Origin of the sequence: Streptomyces sp. NPDC006372 (assembly GCF_040612515.1) — a bacterium.
Lineage (GTDB): Bacteria > Actinomycetota > Actinomycetes > Streptomycetales > Streptomycetaceae > Streptomyces.
Window position 1 is genome coordinate 1 of record NZ_JBEXQJ010000055.1, and the last position, 25,079, is coordinate 25,079.

16 protein-coding genes, 1 tRNA gene and 1 riboswitch are annotated in these 25,079 nt (G+C 72.3%); of the genes, 8 read left to right on the plus strand and 9 right to left on the minus strand.

Going from position 1 to position 25,079, the window contains the following annotated elements; translation table 11 throughout:
• Window positions 1-481: 481 nt before the first annotated feature.
• On the minus strand, window positions 482-1,030 hold the full coding sequence (locus ABZ016_RS40505) for a MarR family transcriptional regulator (protein ID WP_345661682.1): 549 nt from the start codon (window positions 1,028-1,030) through the stop codon (window positions 482-484).
• Window positions 1,031-1,152: 122 nt separating this feature from the next.
• On the opposite strand from ABZ016_RS40505, the gene ABZ016_RS40510 reads away from it, so the two are divergent.
• Window positions 1,153-2,418, plus strand: coding sequence for an MFS transporter (locus ABZ016_RS40510; protein WP_356921805.1), 1,266 nt, complete (start codon window positions 1,153-1,155; stop codon window positions 2,416-2,418).
• 39 nt (window positions 2,419-2,457) lie between these two features.
• Here ABZ016_RS40510 and ABZ016_RS40515 read toward each other — a convergent pair whose 3' ends face one another.
• Both ABZ016_RS40515 and ABZ016_RS40520 read right to left on the minus strand, forming a co-directional pair.
• Complete coding sequence (locus ABZ016_RS40515) at window positions 2,458-4,125, minus strand: SpoIIE family protein phosphatase (protein WP_356921782.1); 1,668 nt, start codon at window positions 4,123-4,125, stop codon at window positions 2,458-2,460.
• A gap of 173 nt (window positions 4,126-4,298) precedes the next feature.
• Window positions 4,299-5,678 (minus strand): NAD(P)/FAD-dependent oxidoreductase, encoded by a 1,380-nt coding sequence (locus tag ABZ016_RS40520; protein ID WP_356921783.1) that lies wholly within the window; start codon window positions 5,676-5,678, stop codon window positions 4,299-4,301.
• 375 nt (window positions 5,679-6,053) lie between these two features.
• On the opposite strand from ABZ016_RS40520, the gene ABZ016_RS40525 reads away from it, so the two are divergent.
• Window positions 6,054-6,833, plus strand: a complete 780-nt coding sequence (locus ABZ016_RS40525; protein WP_356921784.1) for a helix-turn-helix domain-containing protein — start codon at window positions 6,054-6,056, stop codon at window positions 6,831-6,833.
• Between the two features lie 198 nt (window positions 6,834-7,031).
• Window positions 7,032-8,957 (plus strand): sigma-70 family RNA polymerase sigma factor, encoded by a 1,926-nt coding sequence (locus ABZ016_RS40530; protein WP_356921785.1) that lies wholly within the window; start codon window positions 7,032-7,034, stop codon window positions 8,955-8,957.
• Here the strand turns inward: ABZ016_RS40530 and ABZ016_RS40535 are convergent.
• Together ABZ016_RS40535 and ABZ016_RS40540 are read right to left on the minus strand one after the other, a co-directional pair.
• On the minus strand, window positions 8,954-12,310 hold the full coding sequence (locus tag ABZ016_RS40535) for a BTAD domain-containing putative transcriptional regulator (protein WP_356921786.1): 3,357 nt from the start codon (window positions 12,308-12,310) through the stop codon (window positions 8,954-8,956). The genes ABZ016_RS40530 and ABZ016_RS40535 overlap by 4 nt on opposite strands.
• Window positions 12,311-12,449: 139 nt before the next feature.
• The gene (locus ABZ016_RS40540; protein ID WP_356921787.1) at window positions 12,450-14,564 is read right to left on the minus strand and encodes an asparagine synthase-related protein; all 2,115 of its coding nucleotides are present in this window, start codon (window positions 14,562-14,564) and stop codon (window positions 12,450-12,452) included.
• 754 nt (window positions 14,565-15,318) lie between these two features.
• Between ABZ016_RS40540 and ABZ016_RS40545 the strand changes: the two genes are divergently transcribed.
• From ABZ016_RS40545 to ABZ016_RS40560, 4 genes are all read left to right on the plus strand, one after another.
• On the plus strand, window positions 15,319-16,743 hold the full coding sequence (locus tag ABZ016_RS40545) for an MFS transporter (RefSeq protein ID WP_356921788.1): 1,425 nt from the start codon (window positions 15,319-15,321) through the stop codon (window positions 16,741-16,743).
• A 138-nt stretch (window positions 16,744-16,881) separates the two neighbouring features.
• Window positions 16,882-18,087 (plus strand): L-2-hydroxyglutarate oxidase, encoded by a 1,206-nt coding sequence (lhgO, locus tag ABZ016_RS40550; protein ID WP_356921789.1) that lies wholly within the window; start codon window positions 16,882-16,884, stop codon window positions 18,085-18,087.
• Window positions 18,088-18,266: 179 nt separating this feature from the next.
• Window positions 18,267-19,124, plus strand: a complete 858-nt coding sequence (gene trmB, locus ABZ016_RS40555) for a tRNA (guanosine(46)-N7)-methyltransferase TrmB (protein ID WP_356921790.1) — start codon at window positions 18,267-18,269, stop codon at window positions 19,122-19,124.
• Window positions 19,125-19,185: 61 nt separating this feature from the next.
• Window positions 19,186-20,487 carry a PrsW family intramembrane metalloprotease gene (locus ABZ016_RS40560; RefSeq protein ID WP_356921791.1) on the plus strand — a complete coding sequence of 434 codons (1,302 nt, stop codon included), beginning with the start codon at window positions 19,186-19,188 and terminating at the stop codon, window positions 20,485-20,487.
• Between the two features lie 36 nt (window positions 20,488-20,523).
• Here the strand turns inward: ABZ016_RS40560 and ABZ016_RS40565 are convergent, their stop codons facing one another.
• From ABZ016_RS40565 to ABZ016_RS40580, 4 genes are all read right to left on the minus strand, one after another.
• The gene (locus tag ABZ016_RS40565) at window positions 20,524-21,468 is read right to left on the minus strand and encodes an aldo/keto reductase (RefSeq protein ID WP_356921792.1); all 945 of its coding nucleotides are present in this window, start codon (window positions 21,466-21,468) and stop codon (window positions 20,524-20,526) included.
• A gap of 169 nt (window positions 21,469-21,637) precedes the next feature.
• A complete protein-coding gene (locus ABZ016_RS40570) occupies window positions 21,638-22,669 on the minus strand; it encodes a M23 family metallopeptidase (protein ID WP_356921793.1) in 1,032 nt (343 codons plus the stop codon).
• A gap of 11 nt (window positions 22,670-22,680) precedes the next feature.
• A riboswitch (cyclic di-AMP (ydaO/yuaA leader) is annotated at window positions 22,681-22,837 on the minus strand.
• Between the two features lie 289 nt (window positions 22,838-23,126).
• A tRNA-Met gene (locus ABZ016_RS40575) sits at window positions 23,127-23,200 on the minus strand.
• A 55-nt stretch (window positions 23,201-23,255) separates the two neighbouring features.
• On the minus strand, window positions 23,256-24,386 hold the full coding sequence (locus ABZ016_RS40580) for a dihydrofolate reductase family protein (RefSeq protein ID WP_356921794.1): 1,131 nt from the start codon (window positions 24,384-24,386) through the stop codon (window positions 23,256-23,258).
• A gap of 78 nt (window positions 24,387-24,464) precedes the next feature.
• Between ABZ016_RS40580 and ABZ016_RS40585 the strand changes: the two genes are divergently transcribed.
• Entirely contained in the window at window positions 24,465-24,980 is a 516-nt protein-coding gene (locus ABZ016_RS40585) for a MarR family transcriptional regulator (RefSeq protein ID WP_356921795.1), read from the plus strand.
• Window positions 24,981-25,079 lie beyond the last annotated feature (99 nt).

A 25,079-nucleotide genomic window follows, 5' to 3' on the forward strand; every position in this document is an offset into this window, starting at 1 on the left:
TCTCAAGGAACGGTCGCTTCCTTTGTACTCACCCGAGAGACTCTCTCGCGGCTTTCCTCCGGGCGCTTCCCTTCGGTCTTGCGTTTCCGACTCTATCAGATCTTTCCGATCCGATTCCCTCGGTGCTTTCCAGGTTCCCGCTTCCGCGTTTCCCTTTCCGGCGGTTCCGACTCTATCAGATCCTTTGGCCTGATCCCCGGTCAGCGGGGTTTGTCTTCGCGGCTGTTGGGCCGTTCCGACGTGTCCAACCTTAGCGCGCTCTCTCGGCGATTCCAAAATCAGACCGTCGAGCCCCAATTCGAATTGAATTCGGGCACGCCGAATTCAACCCCGCTGGGAGTGATCTTGCTGGTGGTTGGGTGCCGCTCGTGCGGCGGAAGTGCTGTCGAAGAACCGTTACGGCTCCGCGGCAACCCGAAGAACTTTACAGATCGGGCAGGGGGGCGTCAAGCGGCCCCTGTCAAGATCTTTTGTCAGGTCGTCAGTCCAGGTCCGAGAGACGGCCGCCGGCGTCCGGCTGATCGTCTTCCACCCGACGCAGGAGGCGCGTCAGGACCTCGCCGAGCGCCGCGCGCTCCTTCGGGGCCAGGTCCTGGAGCAGGTCCTCCTCGAAGACCGTTGCCAGACGCATCGCCTCCAGCCACTTCTCACGCCCCTCGGATGTCAGCTCCACGATGACTCGTACGCGGTTGGTCTCGTCTCGCTCCCGGGTTACCAACCCTTCGCCGACCATGCGGTCGATCCGGTGCGTCATGGCGGCCGGAGTCAGACCGAGGCGCTTGGCGAGGTCGCTCGGGCCCAGGCGGTACGGGGCTCCGGAGAGGACGAGGGCCTTGAGGACCTCCCACTCGGCGTTGCTGATGCCGAGGGCCGAGGTCTGACGTCCGTAGGCGACGTTCATACGGCGGTTCAGGCGGGACAGGGCCGAGACGATCTGCTCCACCTGGGGGTCGAGGTCCTGGAACTCGCGCTGGTACGCGGCGATCTGCTCTTCGAGGGTCGGCTCGCTGGGGCCGGGGGTGTCGCCCATGGGCGCAGTATCGCACGCTCGTTCTTTGCCTTGAAGTCCTTGGGTATGTACTCTTTAGCTTCGAACTTTAGTTTCGAAGTCTTCACTCCTAACTTGTGAGAGAGGTGAACGTGACCAGGGCGATGGGCGCAGCGATGCGCCGGATTCACGTGGGCAACGCACTCAGCGCGTTCGGGCTCGGCTTCACGGTCCCGTACCTGTACGTCTATGTGGCGCAGGTGCGGGGTCTTGGAGCCATGACGGCGGGTCTCGTGCTCGCCGTCTTCGCCGTGGCCGCGCTGGTGGTACTGCCGTTCGCCGGGCGGGCCATCGTCCGGCGTGGCCCGCTTCCGGTGCTGCTCGCCGCCCTGGTCACCGCCGCAGTGGGCGCGCTGAGCCTGGGGATCGCCGGCAGTGCGGCAGCCGTGCTGGTGTCGGCTTCCCTGCTGGGCGCCGGGCAGGCCGTGATGCAGCCGGCGCTGGCGACGATGATCGTCGACTGCTCGTCGGCGGAGACGCGGTCGCGGGCGTTCGCCATGCAGTTCTTCCTGCAGAACCTCGGGCTCGGTGTCGGTGGGCTCATCGGCGGTCATCTGGTCGACACGACCAGTGCCGCCTCCTTCACCCTCCTCTTCGCGATCGAGGCGGCGATGTTCCTGCTGCTGGTCGTGGTGATGGCGACCGTGCGGATGCCGCACGCGCCGCGGATCGATGACGCACCGGTGGCCACCGGGCGAAGCAGCTGGAAGCAGCTGCTGGGCAACCGGGCCATGGTGCAGCTGTGCGTGCTGGGCTTCGTGCTGTTCTTCGCCTGCTACGGGCAGTTCGAGTCGGGGCTGAGCGCGTACGGGGTCGAGGCCGCCGGGATATCGACGTCGGCGCTGGGGACCGCGCTGGCGGCGAACACGCTGATGATCGTGGTCGCGCAGTTCGCCGTGCTGCGGTTCGTGGAGCGGCGCCGGCGGTCGCGGGTGATCGCGGTCGTGGGGCTGATCTGGGCCGTGGCGTGGGCCGTGGCCGGGTACGCGGGGCTGGGGCACGGGAGCCAGGAGATGGCGACGGCCGCGTTCGTCTCGACGTACGCCCTGTTCGGGCTGGGTGAGGCGATGCTGTCGCCGACGGTCGCGCCGCTGGTCGCGGATCTCGCGCCGGAGGGGATGGCCGGGCAGTACAACTCGGCGTTCGCCCTGGTCAAGCAGCTCGCGCTGGCCGTCGGGCCGGCGGTGGGCGGGCCGCTCGGGGCCTCGCTGCACGCGCCGTACATCGTGGCGTTCCTGGTGTTCTCCCTGGGGATCACCGTCCTTGCCGTGCGGTTGGGGCGGCAGCTGACGGACGTGCAGGATCAGCCGTGGGTCGCGAAGAGCCGGGTCGTGGCGCGGGGTGGGGCGCCCGTTTCGGCGGACGTCTGATCCGCTCCCTTCTTTCCCCTCTTTTCCCTCTTTCCCCGGCTACGGCGACTGCGGACGCGGGAGGGCGAACTCGCACCAGACCGCCTTGCCGCCGCCCGGGGTCCGGCGGCATCCCCAGTTCGACGCGATCGTGGCGACGATGGCGATGCCGCGGCCCGATTCGTCGCCCGGTTCCGCGCGGCGGCGTCTGGGGAGGTGGTCGTCGCCGTCGGTGACCTCGATGATCAGGCGGCGGTCGGTGCGGCGCAGCCGCAGTCGCATCGGCGGGGTGCCGTGCTGGAGGGAGTTGGCGACCAGTTCGCTGGTGGCCAGGACGCCCAGGTCGTGCAGATCGGCGGGGAAGCGCCAGCTGGTGAGGACTCCGGAGGCGAAGGCACGGGCGCGTGGGGCCGCTTCGACGCCGCCGAGGAGTTCCAGGGCCGCGTTGCGGAAGAGCTCGCCCTCGGGTCCGGTGCGGGCCGGGTGCTGGAGGACCAGGACGGCCACGTCGTCGTCGTGGTCGGGTGTGACGCCGGCGGAGCGGACCAGGCGGTCGCAGACGACCTGGGGGGTGCCGGTGGCGCCGGACAGGGCGCGTTCCAGTGCTGCGATGCCCTCGTCGAGGTCGGCGTCGCGGCGTTCGACCAGGCCGTCCGTGTAGAGGACGGCCGTGGAGCCGGGGCTGAGGGGGATCGAGCCCGAGGTGTGCATCCAGCCGCCGGTGCCGAGCGGGGGGCCGGTGGGTTCCTCGGCGCGCAGGACCGTGCCGTTCTCGTCGCGGACCAGGATGGGGAGGTGGCCGGCCGAGGCGTAGACCAGCTTGCCCTCGTTCGGGTCGTGGACCGCGTACGCGCAGGTGGCGATCTGGTTGGCGTCGATCTCGGCTGCCAGGCCGTCGAGGAGCTGGAGGACCTCGTGGGGTGGGAGGTCGAGGCGGGCGTAGGCGCGGACCGCTGTGCGGAGCTGGCCCATGACGGCTGCCGCCCGGACGCCGCGGCCCATGACGTCGCCGATGACCAGGGCGGTGCGGCCGCCGCCCAGGGTGATGACGTCGTACCAGTCGCCGCCGACGGCGGCTTCGGTGCCGCCGGGGTGGTAGGTGGCGGCGATGCGCAGATCGTCGGGCTCTTCGAGTTCCTGAGGGAGCAGTGACCGCTGCAGGGTCACCGCTGTTTCGCGTTGACGGCGTTCGCTGGCGCGCAGGCGTTCGGCGGCTTCGGCGTGGTCGGTGACGTCCGTGGCGAAGACGAGGACGCCGCGGCCTTCGCTGCCCCCCTTGCCGTCGCCCTGGGCGACCGGGGTGCAGGTGAAGGTGTAGGAGCGGCCGTCGGGGGCCTTGCGGGACTTGACCGTGCGCGGCTTGCCGCTGCGCTGGACCTGGTCCAGGAGGGGGAACAGGCCGAGGGCGTCCAGTTCGGGGAGGGCTTCGCGGGCGCGTTTCCCTTGGGGGCGTGCGCCGAAGGCGGTCGTGTAGGCGTCGTTGACGTAGGCGATGCGGTGGTCGGGGCCGTGGACGAGGGCGACGAGGGACGGGACCCGGTCGAGGACCTCGCGCACCCGCAGTTCGTCGACGGCGGGTACGGGCGGCGCCTCGTCGGTCACTTGTTCGGCACGGGCGGCGGGCACGGAGCCTTCCCCCTGCCGGTCCGGGGAGGCCGTCTGCTCGGTCCGCGCTGCGGCGCGGCGCTGCGTTCCGGGGAGCCGGGCGCTCCAGCGCGTGAAGTTCACGAATCCTTGCCTCGTGTAGTCGTCGGCGGCCGGCACCGGAACCGGCCGGGGCCCCGGGGGGCCGCACCGGGGCGAGCGGTGGCACGCCCGCGGTGGAGGACCAGTCTGGCAGTGTGCCGACCGGGCCAACATCCGTCAGACGCCGGGTCGGCCGATGGAGTTCCTGGGTCCGGTCAGGACGACCCCTTCGGGTTGTTCGAGGGGTCTTGGGGAGGCTTTCCACCGGCCGCGAGTTCGAACTCCGCCCGGGGGTGTTCGAGTGAACCCAGCGAGACGATCTCCCGCTTGAAGAGCCCGGCCAGCGCCCATTCGGCGAGGACGCGCGCCTTGCGGTTGAAGGTGGGCACGCGGCTGAGGTGGTAGGCGCGGTGCATGAACCAGGCGGGGTAGCCCTTGAGCTTGCGTCCGTAGACGTGGGCGACGCCCTTGTGCAGGCCCAGGGAGGCGACCGAGCCGACGTAGGCGTGTTCGTACGTCGTCAGGGGTTCGCCGCGCAGGGTGTGCACGATGTTGTCGGCGAGGACCTTGGCCTGGCGGAGGGCGTGCTGGGCGTTGGGGGCGCACTCGCGGCCGGGTTCTCCTGCGGTGACGTCGGGGACGGCGGCCGCGTCTCCCGCCGCCCACGCGTGCGTGGCGCCCTCCACGGTCAGTTCCGGAGTGCACGTGAGCCGTCCGCGGTCGTTGCGGGGCAGGTCGGTGGCGGCGAGCAGCGGGTGGGGTTTCACACCGGCCGTCCAGACGACTGTTCGAGTGGGGAAGCGGGCTCCGTCGCTGAGGACGGCGACCCGGTCCGCGCAGGAGTCCAGACGGGTCCGCAGGCGTACGTCGATGTTGCGGCGGCGCAGTTCGGTGACGGTGTAGCGGCCCATCTCCTCGCCCACCTCGGGCAGGATGCGGTCCGAGGCCTCGACGAGGATCCACTTCATGTCCTCGGGCTGGACGTTGTGGTAGTAGCGCGCGGCGTAGCGGGCCATGTCCTCCAGTTCGCCGAGCGCCTCGACGCCCGCGAAGCCGCCGCCGACGAAGACGAAGGTGAGGGCAGCGTCGCGGATCGCGGGGTCGCGGGTGGAGGAGGCGATGTCCATCTGTTCGATGACGTGGTTGCGCAGGCCGATGGCTTCCTCGAGGGTCTTGAAGCCGATGCCGTGGTCGGCGAGGCCGGGGACCGGCAGGGTGCGCGAGACGGAGCCGGGGGCGATGACGAGTTCGTCGTACGGGAGCGGCTGTCCGCCCGAGCCCTCCTCCTCGGTGGCGAGGGTGGTGATGGTGGCGGTGCGTTTCGCGTGGTCGACGGCGGTGACCTCGCCGATGACGATGCGGCACCGGTCGAGGACGCGGCGCAGCGGTACGACGACGTGGCGGGGTGAGATGGCGCCGGCGGCGGCCTCGGGGAGGAACGGCTGGTAGGTCATGTAGGGGTCGGGGGTGACGATCGTGATGCCGACCTCGTCCCGCTCCAGTTCCCGTTTCAGTCTGCGCTGGAGGCGCAGGGCCGTGTACATCCCGACGTAGCCACCACCGACAACGAGAATGCGCGCACGTTCCTTCACCATCCCATGACGCACCCGCCGCTTGCGTTTGTCCACAGCCTCGACGAATTGTGTGACCGGAGCGGGAGAGCGCGCGGAGTTGGCCGGAATAGCAGGCTGCGATGGATCCGCGCAGGTCAGCGGGGGTGGTGTGGGGCGCACGCAGGGGCACATTCGGGACGTATGCGGCCCGTACTCCGATCGGTGGGCGCTCCGTGCGGAACGTGCCCCTTCTGAATTGACTCCCTCTCAACTATGTTCGTGTGTCGACGGGGTGTAGGGGGATGCGCTCACCGGGTCCGCGACGGCGGGCCGCGGAACAGGGCCCACTTCCCACGTCCCGCTATCGAATGGCGGGGAGAGTCTCCGGGGGGAGACGTCATTACCGGGGGAATGCGTATGCATGTTCAGGATTCTCATTGGTCGTCCGCATCTGCTCTCGCGGCAGGTGGCGCGACGATGAGCGCGGCGACGGGCGACGGGCGCGGGAACGGATCGCGGACGACGCCGCTGCGCGTGGACGCACAGCGCAATCTGGAGCACGTGCTGCGGGCGGCGCGCGAGGTGTTCGGCGAGCTGGGGTACGGCGCGCCGATGGAGGACGTGGCCCGGCGCGCACGGGTCGGCGTGGGCACGGTGTACCGGCGGTTCCCGAGCAAGGACGTCCTGGTGCGGCGGATAGCCGAGGAGGAGACCTCCCGGCTGACCGACCAGGCGCGGGCGGCGCTCGGGCAGGAGGACGAGCCGTGGTCGGCGCTGTCGCGCTTCCTGCGCACGTCGGTGGCCTCCGGCGCCGGGCGGCTGCTGCCGCCGCAGGTGCTGCGGGTCTCGGTGGGTGAGGAGGGGCCCGGCGGCGCGCGGGTGCCGCAGCAGCGGACGCAGCCGGGCTCCACGGAGTTGCGGCTGGTGCCGGAGGAGCCGGTGGCGGTCGTCTCGGTGCCGGCGCCCGTGGTCGCGGCGGACGACGACGCCGGGACGTCGGCGCTGCTCGAGGTCGTGGGGCAGCTCGTGGAGCGGGCGCGTGCGGCGGGTGAGCTGCGGCCGGACGTGTCGGTGTCGGACGTCCTGCTGGTGATCGCGACGGCGGCGCCCTCGCTGCCGGACGCGGCACAGCAGGCGGCCGCCTCGGCCCGGCTGCTGGACATCCTGCTGGAGGGGCTGCGGTCACGCCCGGCGTGAGCTTCCGGGCTCGGAGGGGGACTTCCGGGCCCGGAGCGACGGGGGATCATTCCCCGAACGAGTGAGGGCTGGTACCGACGTGCGGCACGTCCCCACGGATGAGTGATGATCCGAATTTCGGGGTCCTGACCAGAAACCGATATGGCACTCTGACCCGGTGGTCTGGACGGGTTGGGCGGCTGGCGGGGGCTTTCCGCGATGAGCGTTGACGGGCGGGACGAGTCGAGCGGACGCGCCGGCGTCCCGCCGGGCGGCCACCCAGCCGACGGCTCGGTGCCGCCGCAGCGCGCATGGCACGAGGACAGCGTCCTGCCGCCGCCGCGCGAGCTGCCGCCCTCCGACGGCGAGCTCATCGACCGGATGCGCTCGGGCGACGACACGGCGTACGAGGAGCTGTACCGGCGCCACGCGCCCGCCGTGCGCCGGTACGCCCGGACCTGCTGCCGTGACGCCCACACCGCGGAGGACCTGACCGCGGAGGTCTTCGCCCGCATGCTCCAGGCGGTGCGCGGCGGCTCCGGCCCCGAGCACGCGGTCCGCGCGTACCTGCTCACCTCCCTACGCCGCGTCGCGGCCTCCTGGACGAGGTCGGCGCGGCGGGAGCAGCTCGTCGACGACTTCGCGGTGTTCGCCACCCGGTCCGCACACGGCTCCGACGTCCCCGACGACGTCACGCCGGAACTCGGAGCGGACGTCCGCGCGATGCACGAGGCCGAGCGGTCCATGGCCATGCGGGCCTTCCGCTCGCTGCCGGAGCGGTGGCAGGCCGTGCTGTGGCACACCGAGGTCGAGGACGAGTCGCCCAGCGAGGTCGCCACGCTCTTCGGGCTGGACGCCAACGGCACGCGCGTCCTCGCCAGCCGGGCCCGCGAGGGCCTCAAGCAGGCCTACCTCCAGGCTCATGTCAGCGCCACCCTCACCGGCGACGAGGGGTGCGCGCGCTACGCCGACCAGCTCGGCACGTACGCGCGCGGCCGGCTGCGCATCCGCGCCGAGCGGGGGCTGCGCAAGCATCTGGAGGAGTGCGCCAAGTGCCGGCTGGCCGCGCTGCAGATCGAGGAGGTCGCCGGAGGTATCCCCGCCGTGGTGCCGGTCGCCGTCATCGGCTGGTTCGGTGCCTCCGGGTACGCCAAGGCGGCCGGGCTCATCGCCGGGGGCGCGGGGGCGGCCGGTGCGGCTGGGGCGGCCGCGGCGGGCGGAGCCGGCTCGTCCGGTGCGGGGGAAAGCGGTGGGGGTGCGGCGGGAAGTGGGGGCGGTGGTGGTGTGGGAGCCTCCGAGGGGGTGGGTGCGCCGCTGAAGGCCGGTATCGCGGCCGGTGTGGTCGCCGTGGGCGTCGCGACCGCCGTGCTGCTGGCGCTGGCGGGCAACCACAAGCCCGAGGGCGATGCGAAGACGGCTCCTTCGCCGTCGTCACCGGCGGTCCTGCCGGGGGAGCCCACTCCCCCTCCCGAGCCTCCCTCTCTTCCCTCGCAGCGGGAACCCGGGCCGCGGCCACCGGCGATCGTGCCCGTGGGCGCCGAGACCCCCGCGCCGGCACCGACGCCGACCCCTGCGCCCAGCTCCTCGTCCGCACCGTCCTCCGGCCCGGCACCGGCTCCCGTCCCGCCGCCCGCCTCGGCGTCCCCGTCCCCGAGGCCGACCCCGCCCCCGGCACCCGCTCCCACCCCCACACCACCGCCCGTGCCCGCCCCGGCCGTCTACCAGTGGAGCGAACTCTCGTACGACATCAACGGCGACGGAACCGAGCCCGAGATGCGGATCGGCTCGAGCAGCTGGGTCTGGCAGCGGTCCGGCCTGTCGGTCGGCGACCAGCGGTACGCGCACGGCGTCACCGTGCACGGCCGCTCCTCCGTCACCATCGACCTCAACCGCGACTGCTCCTCGTACGAGGCGCTCGTCGGTGTGGACGACATGACGCTGAAGCTCGGCAAGGTGTCCTTCTCCGTCTACGCCGACGGAACCCTGCTGTGGCGGTCCGCCCTGGTCGAAGGGGGCGACCCGGCGGCCCCGGTGCACGTGAACCTCACCGGCCGCGGCACCGTCCGGCTCGTCGTGGAACCGCACGGCGTCCTCGACGGCGTGGCCCTGGCGGACTGGGCCGAGTCCAGGTTCACCTGCGGTTAGCGGCTCCCGGGCTCGGCGGCGAACGCTCCGCGTGCCTCGTCCAGTTCACGCAGCACGTCGTCGGCGGTGAGCCCCGCGCCCCGGGCCCGCTCCGACTCGCACCGGGCACTGCCCAGGGCCGCGCGGGCGGCGGCCGTGGCCCGTTCCGCGTGGGCGCGTTCCGGCATGGGGCGGGGACGGCCGCCCCGCCAGTGGTCCCCGGCACCGATCAGCCGGGCCGCGCGCGAGAAGTCGCCGAAGTCGGCCAGCAGCCATGCCGCGCTGTCCACCACCGTGGCCCGGACCGTGTCGGAGCACCGCTTCTCCACCGCCTCACGCAGGGCCGCGGCCATTTTGACCAGCGCGGGCTCCGGGCCGGACTCACTCGCCGTGATCACGGCGTCGATGAGATCCAGCATCACCATGAACTGGGGCGGCGGTGTGCCACGCCCCGTTTCCGCGCGCGCCTCCTCGCACAGCGCACGGGCCCGCGCGATGTGTCCCTCCTCCCACGCCATCTGGGCCCGCAACAGCAGGACGAACGCCTTGGAGTCCGCCACGGCGTACCGGTCGGCGGCGGCGCTCGCCTCGTCCAGCGCCGTCAGCGCGGCCGGCCGGTCTCCCGCGCGGTAGGCGATCTCACCGAGCCGGGCGATGAGGAACGGCGACTCGGCGTACGCGCCCACCTCGTAGGCGAGCCGCAGCGCCTCCTCGTACTCCCCCTTGGCCTCCTCGAAACGGCTGCGCGCCATGGCCGTCTCACCGACCGCGCTGCACACCTGCGCCCGCAGCCAGCGGTCCCCGGAGCGGTGGCTGAGCAGGCGCAGCTCCGCGAGGTCGTCGTCGACGCCGGCCAGGTCGCCGGGGGTGTCGATGACCATGTGCGTACGGAACATCAGGGCGACGGCGGTCTCCCAGTCCCCGCCGTGCGCACGGCAGTTGGCGACGACGGAGTCCATGACACCCCGGATGTCGCCCTGCCAGCCCGTGAAGGGGGAGATCACCGGCCAGACGATCCCCGGGACCCGGGCCGCCTGCGGTCCGCCCGCCTCGAAGTACGCCCACAGGCGCGTCACGTACGACCGCCGCTCCTCCACGAACGCCTCCATGGGCGCGGCCTCGGCCATGAAGAACAGATGCAGCATGCGCAGATCCATCCGCAGGGCGCGCAGCGCATGCCCCGCCTCCGCGTCCGGTGCGGCGAGGAAGTGCTCGACGGGATCGGGCAGGTCCTCTTCGTCAGGGGACGGCACCCGGCTCATGACGTCGTTCCGCACCCCCAGGCGAAGAATCCGGTCGAGCCACTCCATGCCCTCGTGCCGGTAGTTCCGCAGCCACCAGAACCAGCCCATGGCCAGGGCGACGGCACCGGCCTCGCGCTCGTCCCCGGCCGTGAGGGTCCGGTCGAGGGCGGCACGGATGTTGTCGAGCTCGGTCTCCAGACGCGAGATCCACGGCAGTTGCCCGGCGGAGCGCAGCAGCGGATCGGCGCGCTCGACGAGCGCACGCACCCACGCCCGGTGCCGGAGTTCGGCCCGCGTGCGCAGCCCGGGTGTCTCGGCGGCGCGCTCGACGGCGTACTCGTGGATGGTCTCCAGCATCCGGTACCGCATACCGCCGGAGCCGCCCCTCTCACCGGGGGTGGCCACGACCAGGGACTTGTCGACGAGCGCCCCCAGCAGCTCGGCCGCGTCCCCGGTGCAGACGGCCTCCGCCGCTTCCAGATCCCAGCCGCCGGCGAACACGGACATCTCGCACATCACCGTGCGCTCGGCCTCGTCGAGCAGGTCCCACGACCAGTCGACGACGGCACGCAGGGTCTGCTGGCGGGGCAGGACCGTACGGCTCCCGGAGGTGAGGAGGCGGAAGCGGTCGTCCAGCCGGTCGGCGATCTGGCGGGGCGTGAGCAGCCGGAGCCGGGCGGCCGCCAGTTCGATGGCGAGCGGCAGACCGTCCAGGCGGCGGCAGATCTCCACCACCGCCCGCTCGTCTTGGAGCACGGCGTCGGCGTCGGGCCGGACGGCGGCGGCCCGCTCCGCGAACAGCCGGCGGGCGTGGTGCGGCCGCAGGGGCTCGACGGGCCGCACCAGCTCCCCCGGCACGCCCAGGGGTTCGCGGCTGGTCGCGAGGATCCTGAGCCCCGGGCAGCGGGTCAGGAGGGTCTCGGCGAGGTGGGCGGCGGCTCCGATGACATGCTCGCAGTTGTCAAGGATCAGCAGCGGGCTGCGCGGGGCGCAGTACTCGACGAGCAGGGCGACCGGATCGTCCTGCACGGCCGTCAGCTCGCTGGTCATCAGCACCGTCTCGCGCAGTCCGAGCGCGCTGACCACCGCGTCCGGCACCGCCTCCGGCCGGTCGAGCGGGGCGAGCTCGGCCAGCCACGCCTGCGCGAGCCCGGCGGCGGCTTCCTCGGCGAGACGGGTCTTTCCGGAGCCGCCCGGTCCGGTGAGGGTGACGAGGCGGGCCCTGTGTACGTCGGAACGGATGGCGTCGATCTCGGGTTCCCGGCCGACGAAGGAGGTCAGGCGGGGGCGGAGGTTCCCGGTGCGCTCGGGGGGTTCGGGTCGTGCGGGTCGTGCGAGGGGCTCGGGTCGCGCGGATGGCCCGGGTCGTGCGGATGGCTCCGGTCGTGCGGGGGACGGTTCGCCGTCGTTCTCGGTCGAGGCGAGCAGGCCGGCGTGCAGGCTGCGGAGCTGGGGCCCGGGGTCGGTGCCGAGTCCGTCGGCGAGGGCGCGGCGGGCGGATTCGTACGCGGCGAGTGCGTCGGCTTCCCTGCCGGTGTCGCGCAGGGCGCGGATGAGGAGGGCGCGCAGCGGTTCGTCGTACGGGTGCACGGTGGTCAGTTCGCGCAGTTCCGGTACGACGTCACGGGCGCGGCCGAGCCGGAGGCGGGCCTCCGCCCGGGCCCGGGTCGCCTCCAGGCGGACCGCCTCCGGGCGGGTGGCGGCGGAGCGGTCGGGGAGGTCGGCGAGGGCCGGGCCGCGCCAGAGGGCGAGGGCGGCGTCGAGGTGTTGTTCCGCGAGGGTGGGTTCGTCGGCGGTGAGGGCGTCGGTGCCGTGCTGGACGAGGCGTTCGAAGACGAAGAGGTCGATGTCGTCGTGCGTGGCCGTGAGGCGGTAGCCGCCGGGGTGGGAGGTCACGGCGTCCTTGCCGAGGGCTCGGCGGAGTCGGGCGATGAGGGCCTGGAGGGCGGCGGGGGCGTCCTGGGGCGGGGTGTCGGTCCACACCTCGTCGATCAGGGTCTGGGGTGTGGTGACGCGGGAGGGGCGTAGGGCGAGGGCGGTGAGGAGGGCGCGGAGGCGGGGGCCGCCGAGGGGTATGGCTCTGCCGTGTTCGTCTGCTGCCTCGGTGATGCCCAGGATTCTGTACCGCACGGGGTCATTGTGACCGGGGTTCGTGTGCGGGCCGGGGGGTTTTCGGGCGGGGCGTTGCGCAGCTCGGCGCGGCGAGGTGCCGCTGCGCCCACCCGTGCCGCCCTTGGCGGCACGATTGCCCGCAGCTGGGGGGACAACGTCAGACCCGCCGCACCCCGGCCCCCGCCCCCAACGCCCCCCGTTGCGGGGCGATTCCTGACGGTACGGCGCGCTGGCGGGCCGGGGTTCCCGTCCAGCAGGTGCCTCGGCGGGAGAGGAGGCGGCGGAGCCAGAGTTCGAGGGAGACCAGGTCCGCGAGGCCGTCCAGGGGGAGGGGTTCGCCCGCTGCCGCGCCGCGCAGGGCCTTGCGGACCACCCGGGCCTCCACCAGACCGGCCTCGGCGAGCAGCGGCGTGTCGAACAGGGTGACCAGGGAGTCCGCCGCCACCCTCAGGCCCGTACGGGCCACGGCCGCCGTCGTCGCCTGGGTCGGGGCGCCCCACCCGGGCGGCAGCTCCCGTACCCCGGCCCCCTCCAGCACGGTCCGCAGGATCGCCGCCCGCGCCCCGGGCCGCACCCGCAGCGCCTCGGGCAGTGCCCGGGCCGCGCGCACGACCTGGTTGTCGAGGAACGGTGCGTGCAGCCGCTGGAAGCGGATCTCCGCGGCCTGCTCCAGCACCCGCAGATCCGCGGCCTGCCGCGCCAGCGCCGCGCGGGCCCGGAAGTCACCCGGCCGCTGCCCCGGCCCCACCGACTCCGACCGGTGCGTGGCCGCCTGAAGACGAACCGATACTTCGGCGAGCGCCTCACCGGTCAGCCAGCGCGCCGCCGGCCCGGGTCTGCCCCAGGTCAGCGCGGCGAGCGAGGCCTCCACCGCGTTGCCGGGCGCGTCGAGACCGTCGTCCGTGCGGTGCTCCAGCAGGCGCTCGGCCAGGGATTCCAACCCCGTCCGGTAGGGCGTACGGGACAGCCGCCGGGCCGCCGCGTACACCCGTGCGGGCACCAGCACCGAGCCGTCCGCCTTGGCCAGCGCGGCGACGGGACGCACCAGGTGACGCCGTTTGCGGTCCATCAGCAGGTCGGCCAGCCGGGCCGGATGCGCGTCCAGGACCTGCCGGGCGCCGTACCCCGTGAAGTGGTCCGCGCTGCCGGCCGCCAGCCGCGCCCGGTGCCGGGCCGCCGCCACCAGGGACGCGCCCGGCTCGTCCGTCAGCGGCCCGTCCAGGTCGGCGTACGGAAGGGTCTCCTCCCCACCGGCCACGACCACGTGGTGCAGTCGCGGGTTGGCGGCCAGTGCGCCCGCCCGCTCCAGCTCGGCCTCCCGCCCGGCGACGGCGAGGTCGTTGAAGGTGACGGCCAGCAGCCGCTCCCCCGCGCCCGTGCCGTGTCCCAGCACCGTGCCGGGCCGCCCGGGCAGCCCCGCGGCGAGCAGCGCCAGTGTTCCGGAGGCCGGCCCGCCGGACAGGTCCGCCCCGATCCCGGGCACGGGCATTCCGCGCGCGGCTCGCCGCTCGGCGGGCCCCATGCCGGGCACCGGGCCGGGGTCGATGTCCGCCCCGGGCACGTGCCGCGGCGCGGCCAGCCGCGTCCGTACGGCCTCGACGAGCGCGTCGCGCACGGCGTCGACCGCGCTGTCGGGATCGGCCGCGGGCGCGGCCACCGCCAGCGAGGCGACGGGCTCGTACCCGGCGATCTCGCGCGCCCCGGCGCGCAGGATGAGTGCGTGCCCCGGCGGAACACGCTTCACGCCGTCGTACGGAGTGGAGTCGTGCAGCGCGGCCGGCACGTCAGGGGCGGCCAGCAGCGCGGCGAGGTGCCCGAAGTCGAGGTTGGCCTCGATGAGGTCGGCCAGCGGCAGCGCGGCCGTCGCGTACGCCGTACCGCCGGCCCAGGGGGTGTGGAACACCGGCCGCGCGCCCGCGAGATCGCCGCAGACGGTGACCCTCCGGCCGACCTGCACGATCGCCGTGTAGCTCCCCGGCCAGGCGGTCAGATGCCGGAGTGCCCCGCCGCGCGCGGCGAACAGGGCGACGCGCAACTGCTCGTCGGTGGCGCCGCAGATGCCGAGGACGGCGATACGGGTACGGTCGTCGGCCTTCACGACCCGCACCTCGTCGGGGCGCCAGTCGCCGACCGCCCACAGCGGGTCGGGGTCACCCCACAGGAGGTGGGAGCCCACCGGGTGCACGGTCTCGCCGTCGGGTCCCGTGGCCCCCGCCGAACCGGCAGCGAGGGCTCCCGCGGCGGTGCTGCTCCACCCCACCAACCACCGCATCGCCGCCTCCACAGGCTGTGGACAACCAGTGCACCGTACGAACCGGTGCACCATGCTGCCATGAAGGAAGCGTTCCAGAGGGTGCCCGCGCCGCTTGCGCTCCGCTGAATGCGCCCCGGCGGAGACACCCACGCCGCCCCGAACGACCCCGAACACCCAAGCGGGGCAAGAAGATACGGACGCCATCGGTGGAAGCGAGGACGAAGAGAGGTGAGAAGAAAGGGCAGTCGGCAGAACCGCGACGCGAATGCGCCCCCGATACGCGCCTCGAATACGCCTGGTGCGCCCTCAATCACCATGGTCGGAGCCCTGAAGCCGTACGACCAGCGGGGTCGATTTTCAGCCAAATCGGCTTCACGCGGACGGTGTCGAACACGCTCCGTACAGGCTCCGCGCGCCACCACCCCGCCGCGCGGTCCGGGAGACGGGACACGCCTCCCGGACCCTTCCGCCGCCCGCGGGGATGGAGGCGGCGGTGTCCCCCAGCCCACTGGATCCAGTACAGCGGGCCGACCCACGCACGGACCATGGAACCGCTCCCGTGATGGCCGGAGAAGAGCGCACGGACAGGCGCACGGCCACACAGTGGGAGCACGCCGCAACTGCCCGTATCCGACCCGCACTTCAGTACGGACCACAATCCCGCCAACCGGAACAATGCCCCTTAACGCTTGGGATGCGGCGAACTACGCTGGGTTTACGAATGCCGCATGGTTATGCCAGCGCGGCAGCCGTCTGTGTCGAGGGGTGGCGCATGTCCAGGGAGCAACGCGGGCCGAACGAAAAACTCGGCGCCGTTCTCGCCCTCGCGGGAATCTCCAACGCGGGCCTCGCGCGGCGCGTCAACGACCTTGGCGCCCAGCGCGGTCTGACGCTTCGCTACGACAAGACGTCGGTGGCGCGCTGGGTGTCGAAGGGCATGGTGCCGCAGGGTGCCGCCCCGCACCTCATCGCCGCCGCCATCGGCCAGAAACTGGGCCGCCCGGTGCCGCTCCACGAGATCGGCCTGGCGGACGCGGACCCCGCGCCCGAAGTCGGCCTCGCCTTCCCGCGGGACGTCGGGCAGGCGGTGACGTCCGCGACGGAGCTGTACCGCCTCGACCTCGCCGGCCGCCGCGCCGGATCCGGCGGCATCTGGCAGTCGCTGGCCGGATCGTTCGCAGTAAGCGCGTACGCAACGCCCGCCTCACGATGGCTGATAACCCCGGCCGACAGTTCGGTCGCGCGTGACGTGGGCCCCGCCGAGGGCTCCGGCGCACCGCTCAAAGTCGGCCACAGCGATGTGCAGAAGCTGCGGGAGGCCGCCGAGGACGCGCGGCGCTGGGACTCCAAGTACGGCGGCGGGGACTGGCGTTCGTCGATGGTCCCCGAGTGCTTGAGGGTGGAGGCGGCCCCTCTGCTGCTCGGCTCCTACTCCGACGAGGTGGGCCGGGCCCTCTTCGGCGCCTCCGCGGAACTCACCCGGCTCGCGGGCTGGATGGCCTTCGACACCGGCCAGCAGGAAGCGGCCCAGCGCTACTACATCCAGGCCCTGCGCCTGGCCCGGGCGGCGGCCGACGTCCCCCTCGGGGGTTACGTTCTGGCCTCCATGTCCCTCCAGGCCACCTATCGCGGCTTCGGCGACGAGGGTGTGGACCTCGCGCAGGCCGCCCTGGAACGCAACCGCGGTCTGGCCACGGCCCGGACCATGAGCTTCTTCCGCCTCGTCGAGGCACGCGCCCACGCGCGCGCCAACGACGCCCAGGCGGCCGGCGGTGCCCTGAAAGCGGCCGAGAGCTGGCTGGAGCGGGCCCGGCCCGGCGACAACGACCCGAGCTGGCTCGGCTTCTACTCCTACGACCGTTTCTGCGCCGACGCGGCCGAGTGCTACCGCGACCTCAAGGCACCCCGCCAGGTCCGCCGCTTCACCGAGCAGGCGCTCTCGAAGCCGACGGAGGAGTTCGTCCGCTCGCACGGACTGCGGCTGGTCGTCTCGGCGGTCGCCGAACTGGAGTCGGGGAACCTGGACGCGGCGTGCGAGCAGGGGGTGCGGGCGGTGGAGGTCGCCGGGCGGATCTCGTCGGCCCGGACCACCGAGTACGTCAAGGACCTCCTGCACCGGCTGGAGCCGTACGGCGACGAGCCGCGGGTGGTGGAGCTGCGTGAGCGTGCGCGGCCTCTGCTGGTGGCGCCTGCGTGAGCGTCTGCCGGGTGGTGTGATCTCGCGGCTGCGGGCGGCCCGTGGTTGATCGCGCAGTGCCCCGTGCGCCTTGGGGCGACACTGAGCTCGGCGTTTGAACGTGCTGTCAGTGGTGCAGTGCACTATCGGTAGCGGGAGGTGGTGCTGGTGCGGGCCGCGTACGACTGTGACGTGCTGGTGATCGGCGGGGGGATCGTCGGGCTGTCGACGGCGTATGCGATCACACGCGCCGCACCAGGCACACGGGTCACCGTCCTGGAGAAGGAACCAGGCCCGGCCCGGCACCAGACCGGCCGCAACAGCGGCGTCATCCACAGCGGCATCTACTACCGCCCCGGCTCCCTGAAGGCCCGCTACGCGGTGCGGGGCGCCGCCGAGATGGTCAAGTTCTGCGCCGAGTACGGCATCCCGCACGCCGTCACCGGCAAGCTGATCGTCGCGACCGACCGTTCCGAGCTGCCCCGTCTGCACGCCCTCGTGCAGCGCGGCCGGGAGAACGGCATCCCGGTGCGCGAGCTGGGCCCGTCCCAGATCATGGAGTACGAGCCGGAGGTGCGGGGCCTGGCGGCGATACACGTCGGTACGACCGGCATCTGCGACTTCGTCGCCGTCGCGCGGCAGCTGGCCCACGGCTCGGGGGCGGAGATCCGCTACGGCGCGCGGGTCGTCCGCATCGACCGCCGGCCCGAGCGGGGGGTCGCCGTGCTCACGGCTTCCGGCGACGTCGTGCGGGGCCGGGTGCTGGTGAACTGCGCGGGGCTGTACTCCGACGAGATCGCCCGGCTGACCGGGGACGACCCGGACGTCCGGATCGTGCCGTTCCGCGGCGAGTACTACGAACTGGCCCGGCCGGAGCTCGTGCGGGGACTGGTGTATCCCGTGCCCGACCCGGCGTTCCCGTTCCTCGGGGTGCATCTCACCCGCGGGATCGACGGGGGTGTGCACGTCGGTCCCAACGCGGTGCCGGCGCTGGCTCGGGAGGGGTACGGGTGGGGCACGGTGCGGTGGGGGGAGCTGGGGGCGACGCTGACCTGGCCGGGCTCCTGGCGGATCGCCCGCCGGCACTGGCGGTACGGGGCCGGGGAGATGCGGCGGTCGCTGTCCAAGGGGGCGTTCGCGGAGGCGGTGCGGAGGTTGTTGCCCGGGGTGTCGGAGGGGGATCTGGTGCCTACCGGGGCGGGGGTGCGGGCGCAGGCGGTGTTGCGGGACGGGACGCTGGTGGATGACTTCTTGATCCGGGAGGGGGGGCGGACGGTGCATGTGCTCAATGCGCCGTCTCCTGCGGCTACGGCTTCTTTGCCGATCGGCAGGGAGGTGGCTCGGCGGGCGTTGGGGGTGCTGTGAGGCGTGGGGTGCTCGGGGTTGTTGCTGGGCGCGGGGGGTTGCGCAGCCCGGCGCTGCGGGGTACCGCCTGCGCCCACCCTCCCCCAAGCTCTCGGCTTCGCTCGAGCAGGGGGGACCCCCATCGCCCCAGCGGCACGACTGCCCGCAGCCAGGTGCATCACCGTAAAATCGGGGGCACTGTGTCTGACTCCGTTAATACCCCCGAAAGTTTTCCGTCCACCCCCGGCGGTGAGCACCCGCAGCACGTGCCCGGTGTGTCCGTTCGGCATACCCGGGTCAAGGGAGAGCCGCGTTTTCCCGATGGGCCGAAGGCCGACCCCGCCGGGTCGCACTTCGAGCGGCGGATCCGGAGTTTTCAGCCGCGGCGGAGTCGGGTGACCGCCGGGCAGGCCGACGCGCTCCAGCGGCTGTGGCCCAAGTGGGGCCTCGACATCGACGGCAGCCGGACCCTCGACCTCGCCGAACTGTTCGGCAACGACAACCCCGTCGTCCTGGAGATCGGCTTCGGCATGGGCGAGGCCACCGCCCGGATGGCCGCCGCCGACCCCGGCACCGACATCCTCGCCGTCGACGTCCACACCCCCGGCCAGGGCAACCTGCTCAATCTCGCCGACCGGGACGGCCTGTCCAACATCCGGGTCGGCAACGGCGACGCGATCATCCTGCTCCGCGAGATGCTCGCCCCGGACTCCCTCGACGGCCTCCGCGTCTTCTTCCCCGACCCGTGGCCCAAGAAGCGGCACCACAAGCGCAGGCTCATCCAGCCCGACTTCCTGAGCCTCGCCGCAAGCCGCATCAGGCCCGGCGGGATCATGCACTGCGCGACCGACTGGGAACCGTACGCCGAACAGATGCTCGAGGTACTCACGGCACACCCCGACTTCGAGAACACGCAGGCGGACGGAGGTTTCGCGCCGCGTCCCGACTTCCGCCCCCTGACCCGTTTCGAGGGCCAGGGACTGGACAAGGGACATGTCGTGAACGACCTCCTCTTCCGTCGCGTACAGCACGTGGAGCAACCCCCCGCCGGCGCCTGACCGCACCCGCACCGCATCTCCCGCCTGCGGACAGCGCCCATCCGTCGTTAGGGTCGAAGCCGTGGCCACCAGCCCCCCGTTCCCGTCGCACCCCGGCGGCCCCCTGCGGCACGCCCACTGGTGGCAGCGCACCTGGGTGCGCTACGGCGCCCTGACGACGCTCCTCGCGATCTCCGGCCTGGTGATCCTCGCCCTGGTCCGCGAGGAGACGGGCACGGAAGGCTTCCTGGTGGGGCTCGGACTGGCCACCCTCCCGGTCCCGCTGCTCATCGCCACGTTCCGGTGGCTGGACCGGGTCGAACCGGGCCCTTGGCGGAACCTGCTGTTCTGTTTCGCCTGGGGCGCCTGCGCGGCGGCGCTGATAGCGATCGTCGCCAACAGCTTCGCGACCAGATGGATAGCGACGGCGACCGCGGATCCCTCCAGCGCCGACACCCTCGGAGCGACCGTGATAGCGCCGGTGGTGGAGGAGACGGCCAAGGCGGCGGCCGTCCTGCTGGTCTTCCTCTTCCGGCGCCGCGACTTCACCGGGATCGTCGACGGGGTCGTGGTGGCCGGTGTCACCGCGACCGGCTTCGCGTTCACGGAGAACATCCTCTACCTGGGCATGGCCTTCGGCACCGACCAGCTCACCGGCCACAGCGGCATCGCTTCCGTCACGGCGGCGACCTTCTTCGTGCGCATCATCATGTCGCCGTTCGCGCACCCGCTCTTCACCGTCCTGACCGGCATCGGCTTCGGCATCGCCGCGCTCGCGGCGGACGGCCAGCACATCCGCCGGATCGCCTTCCCGCTCTCCGGGCTGCTGCTCGCGATGGGCATGCACGCGATGTGGAACGGCTCGTCCGCGTTCGGTGAGTACGGGTTCTTCGCGGTGTACGCGGCGTTCATGGTGCCCATCTTCGGGCTGCTGACGTGGCTGGTGGTCTGGACACGGCAGCGGGAGCTGCGGACCGTACAGACGGAACTGCCCGCGTACGCCGTGGCCGGGTGGCTGACCCCGGCGGAGCCGTACGCGCTCGGCTCGATGCGGGCCCGGCGGATCGCCCGCCAGTACGCCCGCCGCCACGCGGGGAAGGCGGCGGCACGGTCGGTGGCCCAGTACGAGGGATACGCGACGTCCCTGGCGTTCCTGCGGCACCGGGGCCGCCGGGGCCGCGCCGGCGGCGACTTCGCCGTCCGGGAACGGGAACTGCTCGACGAGCTGTGGCGGCGCCGGGAGGCCGCCCGCCCCGCGCTGGACCACGCGGCACGGATCACGGCCCCTCCGGTCCCGGTGACGGCACCGCCCTGGCCGGTGCACGGGGCGTACGGGTACGGCCACCCGATGCCGTACCCCGCGTACAACCCGTACCGGTCGTAGCCGGCAGGACGCGGAGTACGGCCCGGGGTTCGGGTCTCAGGCGGAAGCCTCGGTGAGCCGCCGCACCTCCCCCTCCGTCAGGGTCAGCTCCCCGACGCCCACCAGCGCGGGCAGCTGCTCCACCGTCCGCGCGGAGGCGATCGGCGCCGCCACCGTGGGCTGGGCGGCGAGCCAGGCCAGGGCGACCGTGGCGACGGGGGCGTCATGGGCCGCGGCGATCTCGTCGAGGGCGTCGAGGACACGCCGGCCCCGCTCGGTCTCCAGGTGCTTGGCGGCACCGCCCGCCCGCGCGCTCTCGACCGTCGTGCCGGGCCGGTACTTGCCCGTGAGGAAGCCGGACGCGAGCGCGTAGTAGGGGACGGCCGCGAGACCGGCCTGCTCGGCGAGGTCCTGGAGCTCACCCTCGTAGGTGTCGCGGGAGACCAGGTTGTAGTGCGGCTGGAGAGCCACGTACCGGGCGAGGCCCTCGCGGTCGGAGAACTCCAGGGACGCCCGCAGCCGCTCGGCGGAGATGTTGGAGGCGGCGATGTGCCGCACCTTGCCGACCTTCACGAGTTCGTCGAGCGCGCCGATGATCTCCTCGACCGGCACGTCGGGCTGGTCGAAGTGGGTGTAGTAGAGGTCGATGTAGTCGGTGCGCAGGCGCCGCAGGGAGGCGTCGGCGGCGGCCTTGATGTTGGCTGCGGACAGGCCCTGGAACTCGGGGTGCTGGCTGACCTTCGTGGCGACGACCACGTCGGAGCGGTTGCCGCGCGCCTCGAGCCACTTGCCGAGTATGGTCTCGGACTCGCCGCCCTGGTTGCCGTCGACCCACGCCGAGTAGACGTCGGCGCTGTCGACGAAGTTGCCGCCGGCGGCGGTATAGGCGTCGAGGACGGCGAAGGACCGGTCCTCGTCGGCGGTCCAGCCGAAGACGTTGCCGCCGAGGGCGAGCGGGAAGACCTCGAGGTCGGAGGAGCCGAGCTTGCGAAGAGAAGTCATGCTCCACGTCAACGGCCGTGACGGAGTGGCTCATTCCGCCGTGGACGCAAAAGTCTTGTAAACGAGAACCGGCGGTCCGGACGTCGGGGGGTCGTCGTCAGGACCGCCGGTGCTTCAACTGGCGTGCACCGCCCGGAAGGTGAGGCTCAGGAGACTCCAGGAGCGAGGCTCAGGGAGTGAGGCCCTTGCCCCGCAGCCACGCCATCGGGTCGATGCCGCTCGACGAACCACCGGAGTGGACCTCGAGGTGCAGGTGCGCGCCGGTGACGTTGCCGGTGGCGCCCACGCGGCCGATGACGTCGCCCGTGCTGACCTTCTGCCCGACGCTGACGCCGATGGACGACTGGTGGGCGTACCAGATCTCCGTGCCGTCATCGAGGGTCAGGACCGTCTTGTAGCCGTAGGAGCCGTTCCAGCCGGCCTCGGTGATGGTGCCGCTGTGCACCGCCTTGATCGGGGTACCCGTGGGCGCGGCGAAGTCCAGGCCCGTGTGGTAGCCGGAGGACCAGTAGGCGCCGGCCTGGCCGAAGGTGGAGGTGAGGGTGTACGAGGAGGTCGGCAGCGTGAACTGCTTGGCGAGGGCGGCGAGCCGCTCGGCCTCGGCCTTCTTCCGGGCCTCCTCCTCCGCCTTCTTCTTGGCTTCGGCGGCCTTGGCCTTGGCTTCCTGCTCCGCCTTGGCGGCGGCTTCCGCGGCCGCCTTCTCGGCGGCCTTCGCGGCGTCCTGTGCGGCCTTGGTCTCGATCTGCTCCTGCTGGCGCTCGACCTGGGCCATGATCCGGGCGCGCAGCGCCTCGCCCGCGCCGGAGCCGCCCTGGTCGGTGTCGGCGGACGCCGTGGCGAGGTCGCTGAGCGGGGTGGAGGAGCCTTCGGGGGTGTCGTCGTCCGAGATGAGGGAACCCACCGAGGGCAGGTCCGGCACGGAGATCGACACCGGCGGCTTGCCGGTCTGGGCGCTGGCGATGCCGCCCGCGCCCACGGCGGCTATGACGCCGACGCCCAGGACGGTGGAGCTGCGGGCGAGCCCTCCGCCGCGCTGCTTGGTGACGCGATGCCGGCCACGGACGGGACGGATGGACTCCGCGGTGGGGTTCCATTCCTGGAACGGGCCCTCGTCGGTGCGGTGACCGCCGAAGCCGAAGGTCTCGGTGTCGTGCTGGTCGCGCGGGGACGGGGCCGCGGGGGCAGGCCGGTTGGACGCCACGTGGGCGTACTCCTTTCCTTCCTTCTCGCCTACCGGGTTAGCTGACGGGTTCGGAGCAGGAAGGTCTCCTACGCGCGTATACCGACCGTGCTTCCACGGCGGCATCCGCCCGATTCACCCCAAGTGGTGGTTCCCCGGTTCCCTTTCGGGATTCGGCGCGTGCGCACGGAGCCGCCTTCTGTGACGGCTGGGACGACCGCGCTGCGTTATCGAACGTTAATGGAGGCGCGGTGGGTATTCCAGCGATTCCGCTTGATCATTAACCTTTTTCGCGCGGACTTACCTGGCATGACCGGCTTAAATCGGGCGAGTTGACCGCTCCGCAAGTGACTCACGGGTTTTGACGGAGCGTCAGTTGTACTGCGGAGCGGGGCGATTCACTCACTGTCCGTGAGGATGAGGGCCCGACATGAACCGAGGGCCGGAACCCTTTCGGATTCCGGCCCTCGGCCTTCAGTAGCGGGGACAGGATTTGAACCTGCGACCTCTGGGTTATGAGCCCAGCGAGCTACCGAGCTGCTCCACCCCGCGTCGTTGTGTCACCAGTGTACGCCATCAGCGGGACAGCTCGCACACACCCACCGGTTCAGCTCAGCAGGTGGCGGTTCGGAGCCTTCGCCGGTCCCTCGTACTCAGCAAGGACGACGACCTCCGCTCCCCCGTCCGCCAGGACGCCGCTGCCGTCGGCCCCCGCCACGAAAGTGTCCGGCTCGCGCCAGGCCGTGACGACCCGCCGTACGCCCGCGTCGAGGATCAGCCGGGCACAGGGCGCGGGCCGGGAGGCCCGGCGGGCGCAGGGTTCCAGGCTGCTGTAGACCGTCGCGCCGGCGAGCCTCGGGTCGGCCGGGTCGGTCTTCGCCAGGGCCGCCTCCTCCGCGTGCACGACCGGGTCGCCGCCCTCACGGGAGTGGCCCCGGGCCAGTTCCGTACCGTCGGCCGCGACCACCACCGCGCCGACACTGAACGCCGTGTCCGACGGTGGACACTGTGCGGCCAGTTCGCAGGCGAGGGCGAGCCAGCGGCGGTCGGCGGCGGTGGGGAGGGACCCGGTGCCCGGCTCGGTCGGCTCGTAGCGCATGAGGACCACGTCCTCGATCCGCCGGGTCTCCAGCAGCCGGAGCCGGCCGGACTGGTAGCCGCCCGGCCCGAAGAGGCGGGGGGCGGCGGGGTCGCCCACGAAGAGCGGGGCGAGGACCAGTTGGAGTTCGTCGGCGAGGCCCTGGGTGAGCAGCTGGGTGTGGATCAGGCCGCCGCCCTCGACCATGAGCCGGCGCACCCCTCGTTCGTCGTGCAGGTGGGTGAGGAGCCGCCGCCAGTCGAGGCCGGCGCCGAGGGGGACGACGTCGGCGGCGAGGCCGAGGGCACGGGCGCGTTCGGCGCCCTCGTCGGTGGTGTAGAGGACCTTCTCGCCGCCGGTGTGCCAGAACCGTGCCGCCGGGTCGAGGTCGCCGGTGCCGCTGACGGTGACCTTCAAGGGGTATTCCGGCAGGCCGGCCGCTGTGCGGGCGGCGCGCCGCACGGGTGAGTTGACCAGCAGACGGGGGTTGTCGGCACGGATGGTTCCCGCGCCGACCAGGATGGCGTCGACGGAGGCCCGGACCTCGTCGACCCGGTCGAAGTCGGCCGGGCTGGACAGGAGCAGGCGTTCGGGGCCGGTGTCGTCCAGGTAGCCGTCGAGGGAGACGGCGGCGGACAGCAGGACGTACGGGTGGGGCATCGACGCTCCCGGCTCGTTGGGACGGCGGACTGACGGGACGGGCTTGGTTCAAGTTTGAAACAAACCTACACTGGTGGCATGACGAATCGCTGGCTCACCCCCGAGGAGCAACGCGCCTGGCGCGCGTACATCGCCGCCTCGCTGCTCCTGGAGGACGCGATCGACCGGCAGCTCCAGCAGGACGCCGGCATGCCCCACCTGTACTACTCCATCCTGTCCGTCCTGTCCGAGTCCCCGGAGCGGCGGCTGCGCATGACCGATCTCGCCGAGCGGCTGAAGATCACGCGCAGTCGGCTGACGTACGCGGTGACGCGGCTGGAGAAGGACGGCATGCTGCGGCGCGAGGCCTGCCGGTACGACAAACGGGGGAGCATCGCGGCCCTGACCGACGAGGGCTTCGCCGTTCTGGAGCGCGCCGCGCCCGGGCACGTCGAGACGGTGCGGAGCTTCCTGTTCGACCGGCTCAGCGAGGAGCAGGTGGGGCAGCTGGAGGAGATCGCCTCGGCGATCGCGCAGGGGCTCCAGGAGGACGGGGCACGGCCGGCGTCGGACGACGTGCCGTGGCGACGGAGGTCGTCGACGGCCTGTTCGTGAGGCGCGTCACACCCCCTCGGGCATCATTGCTTCAAATTTTAAGCAAGAGTAGGGTTCCGATCGTGGATCTGCTTCAAATCTGAAGCAGTCCAGCAGACG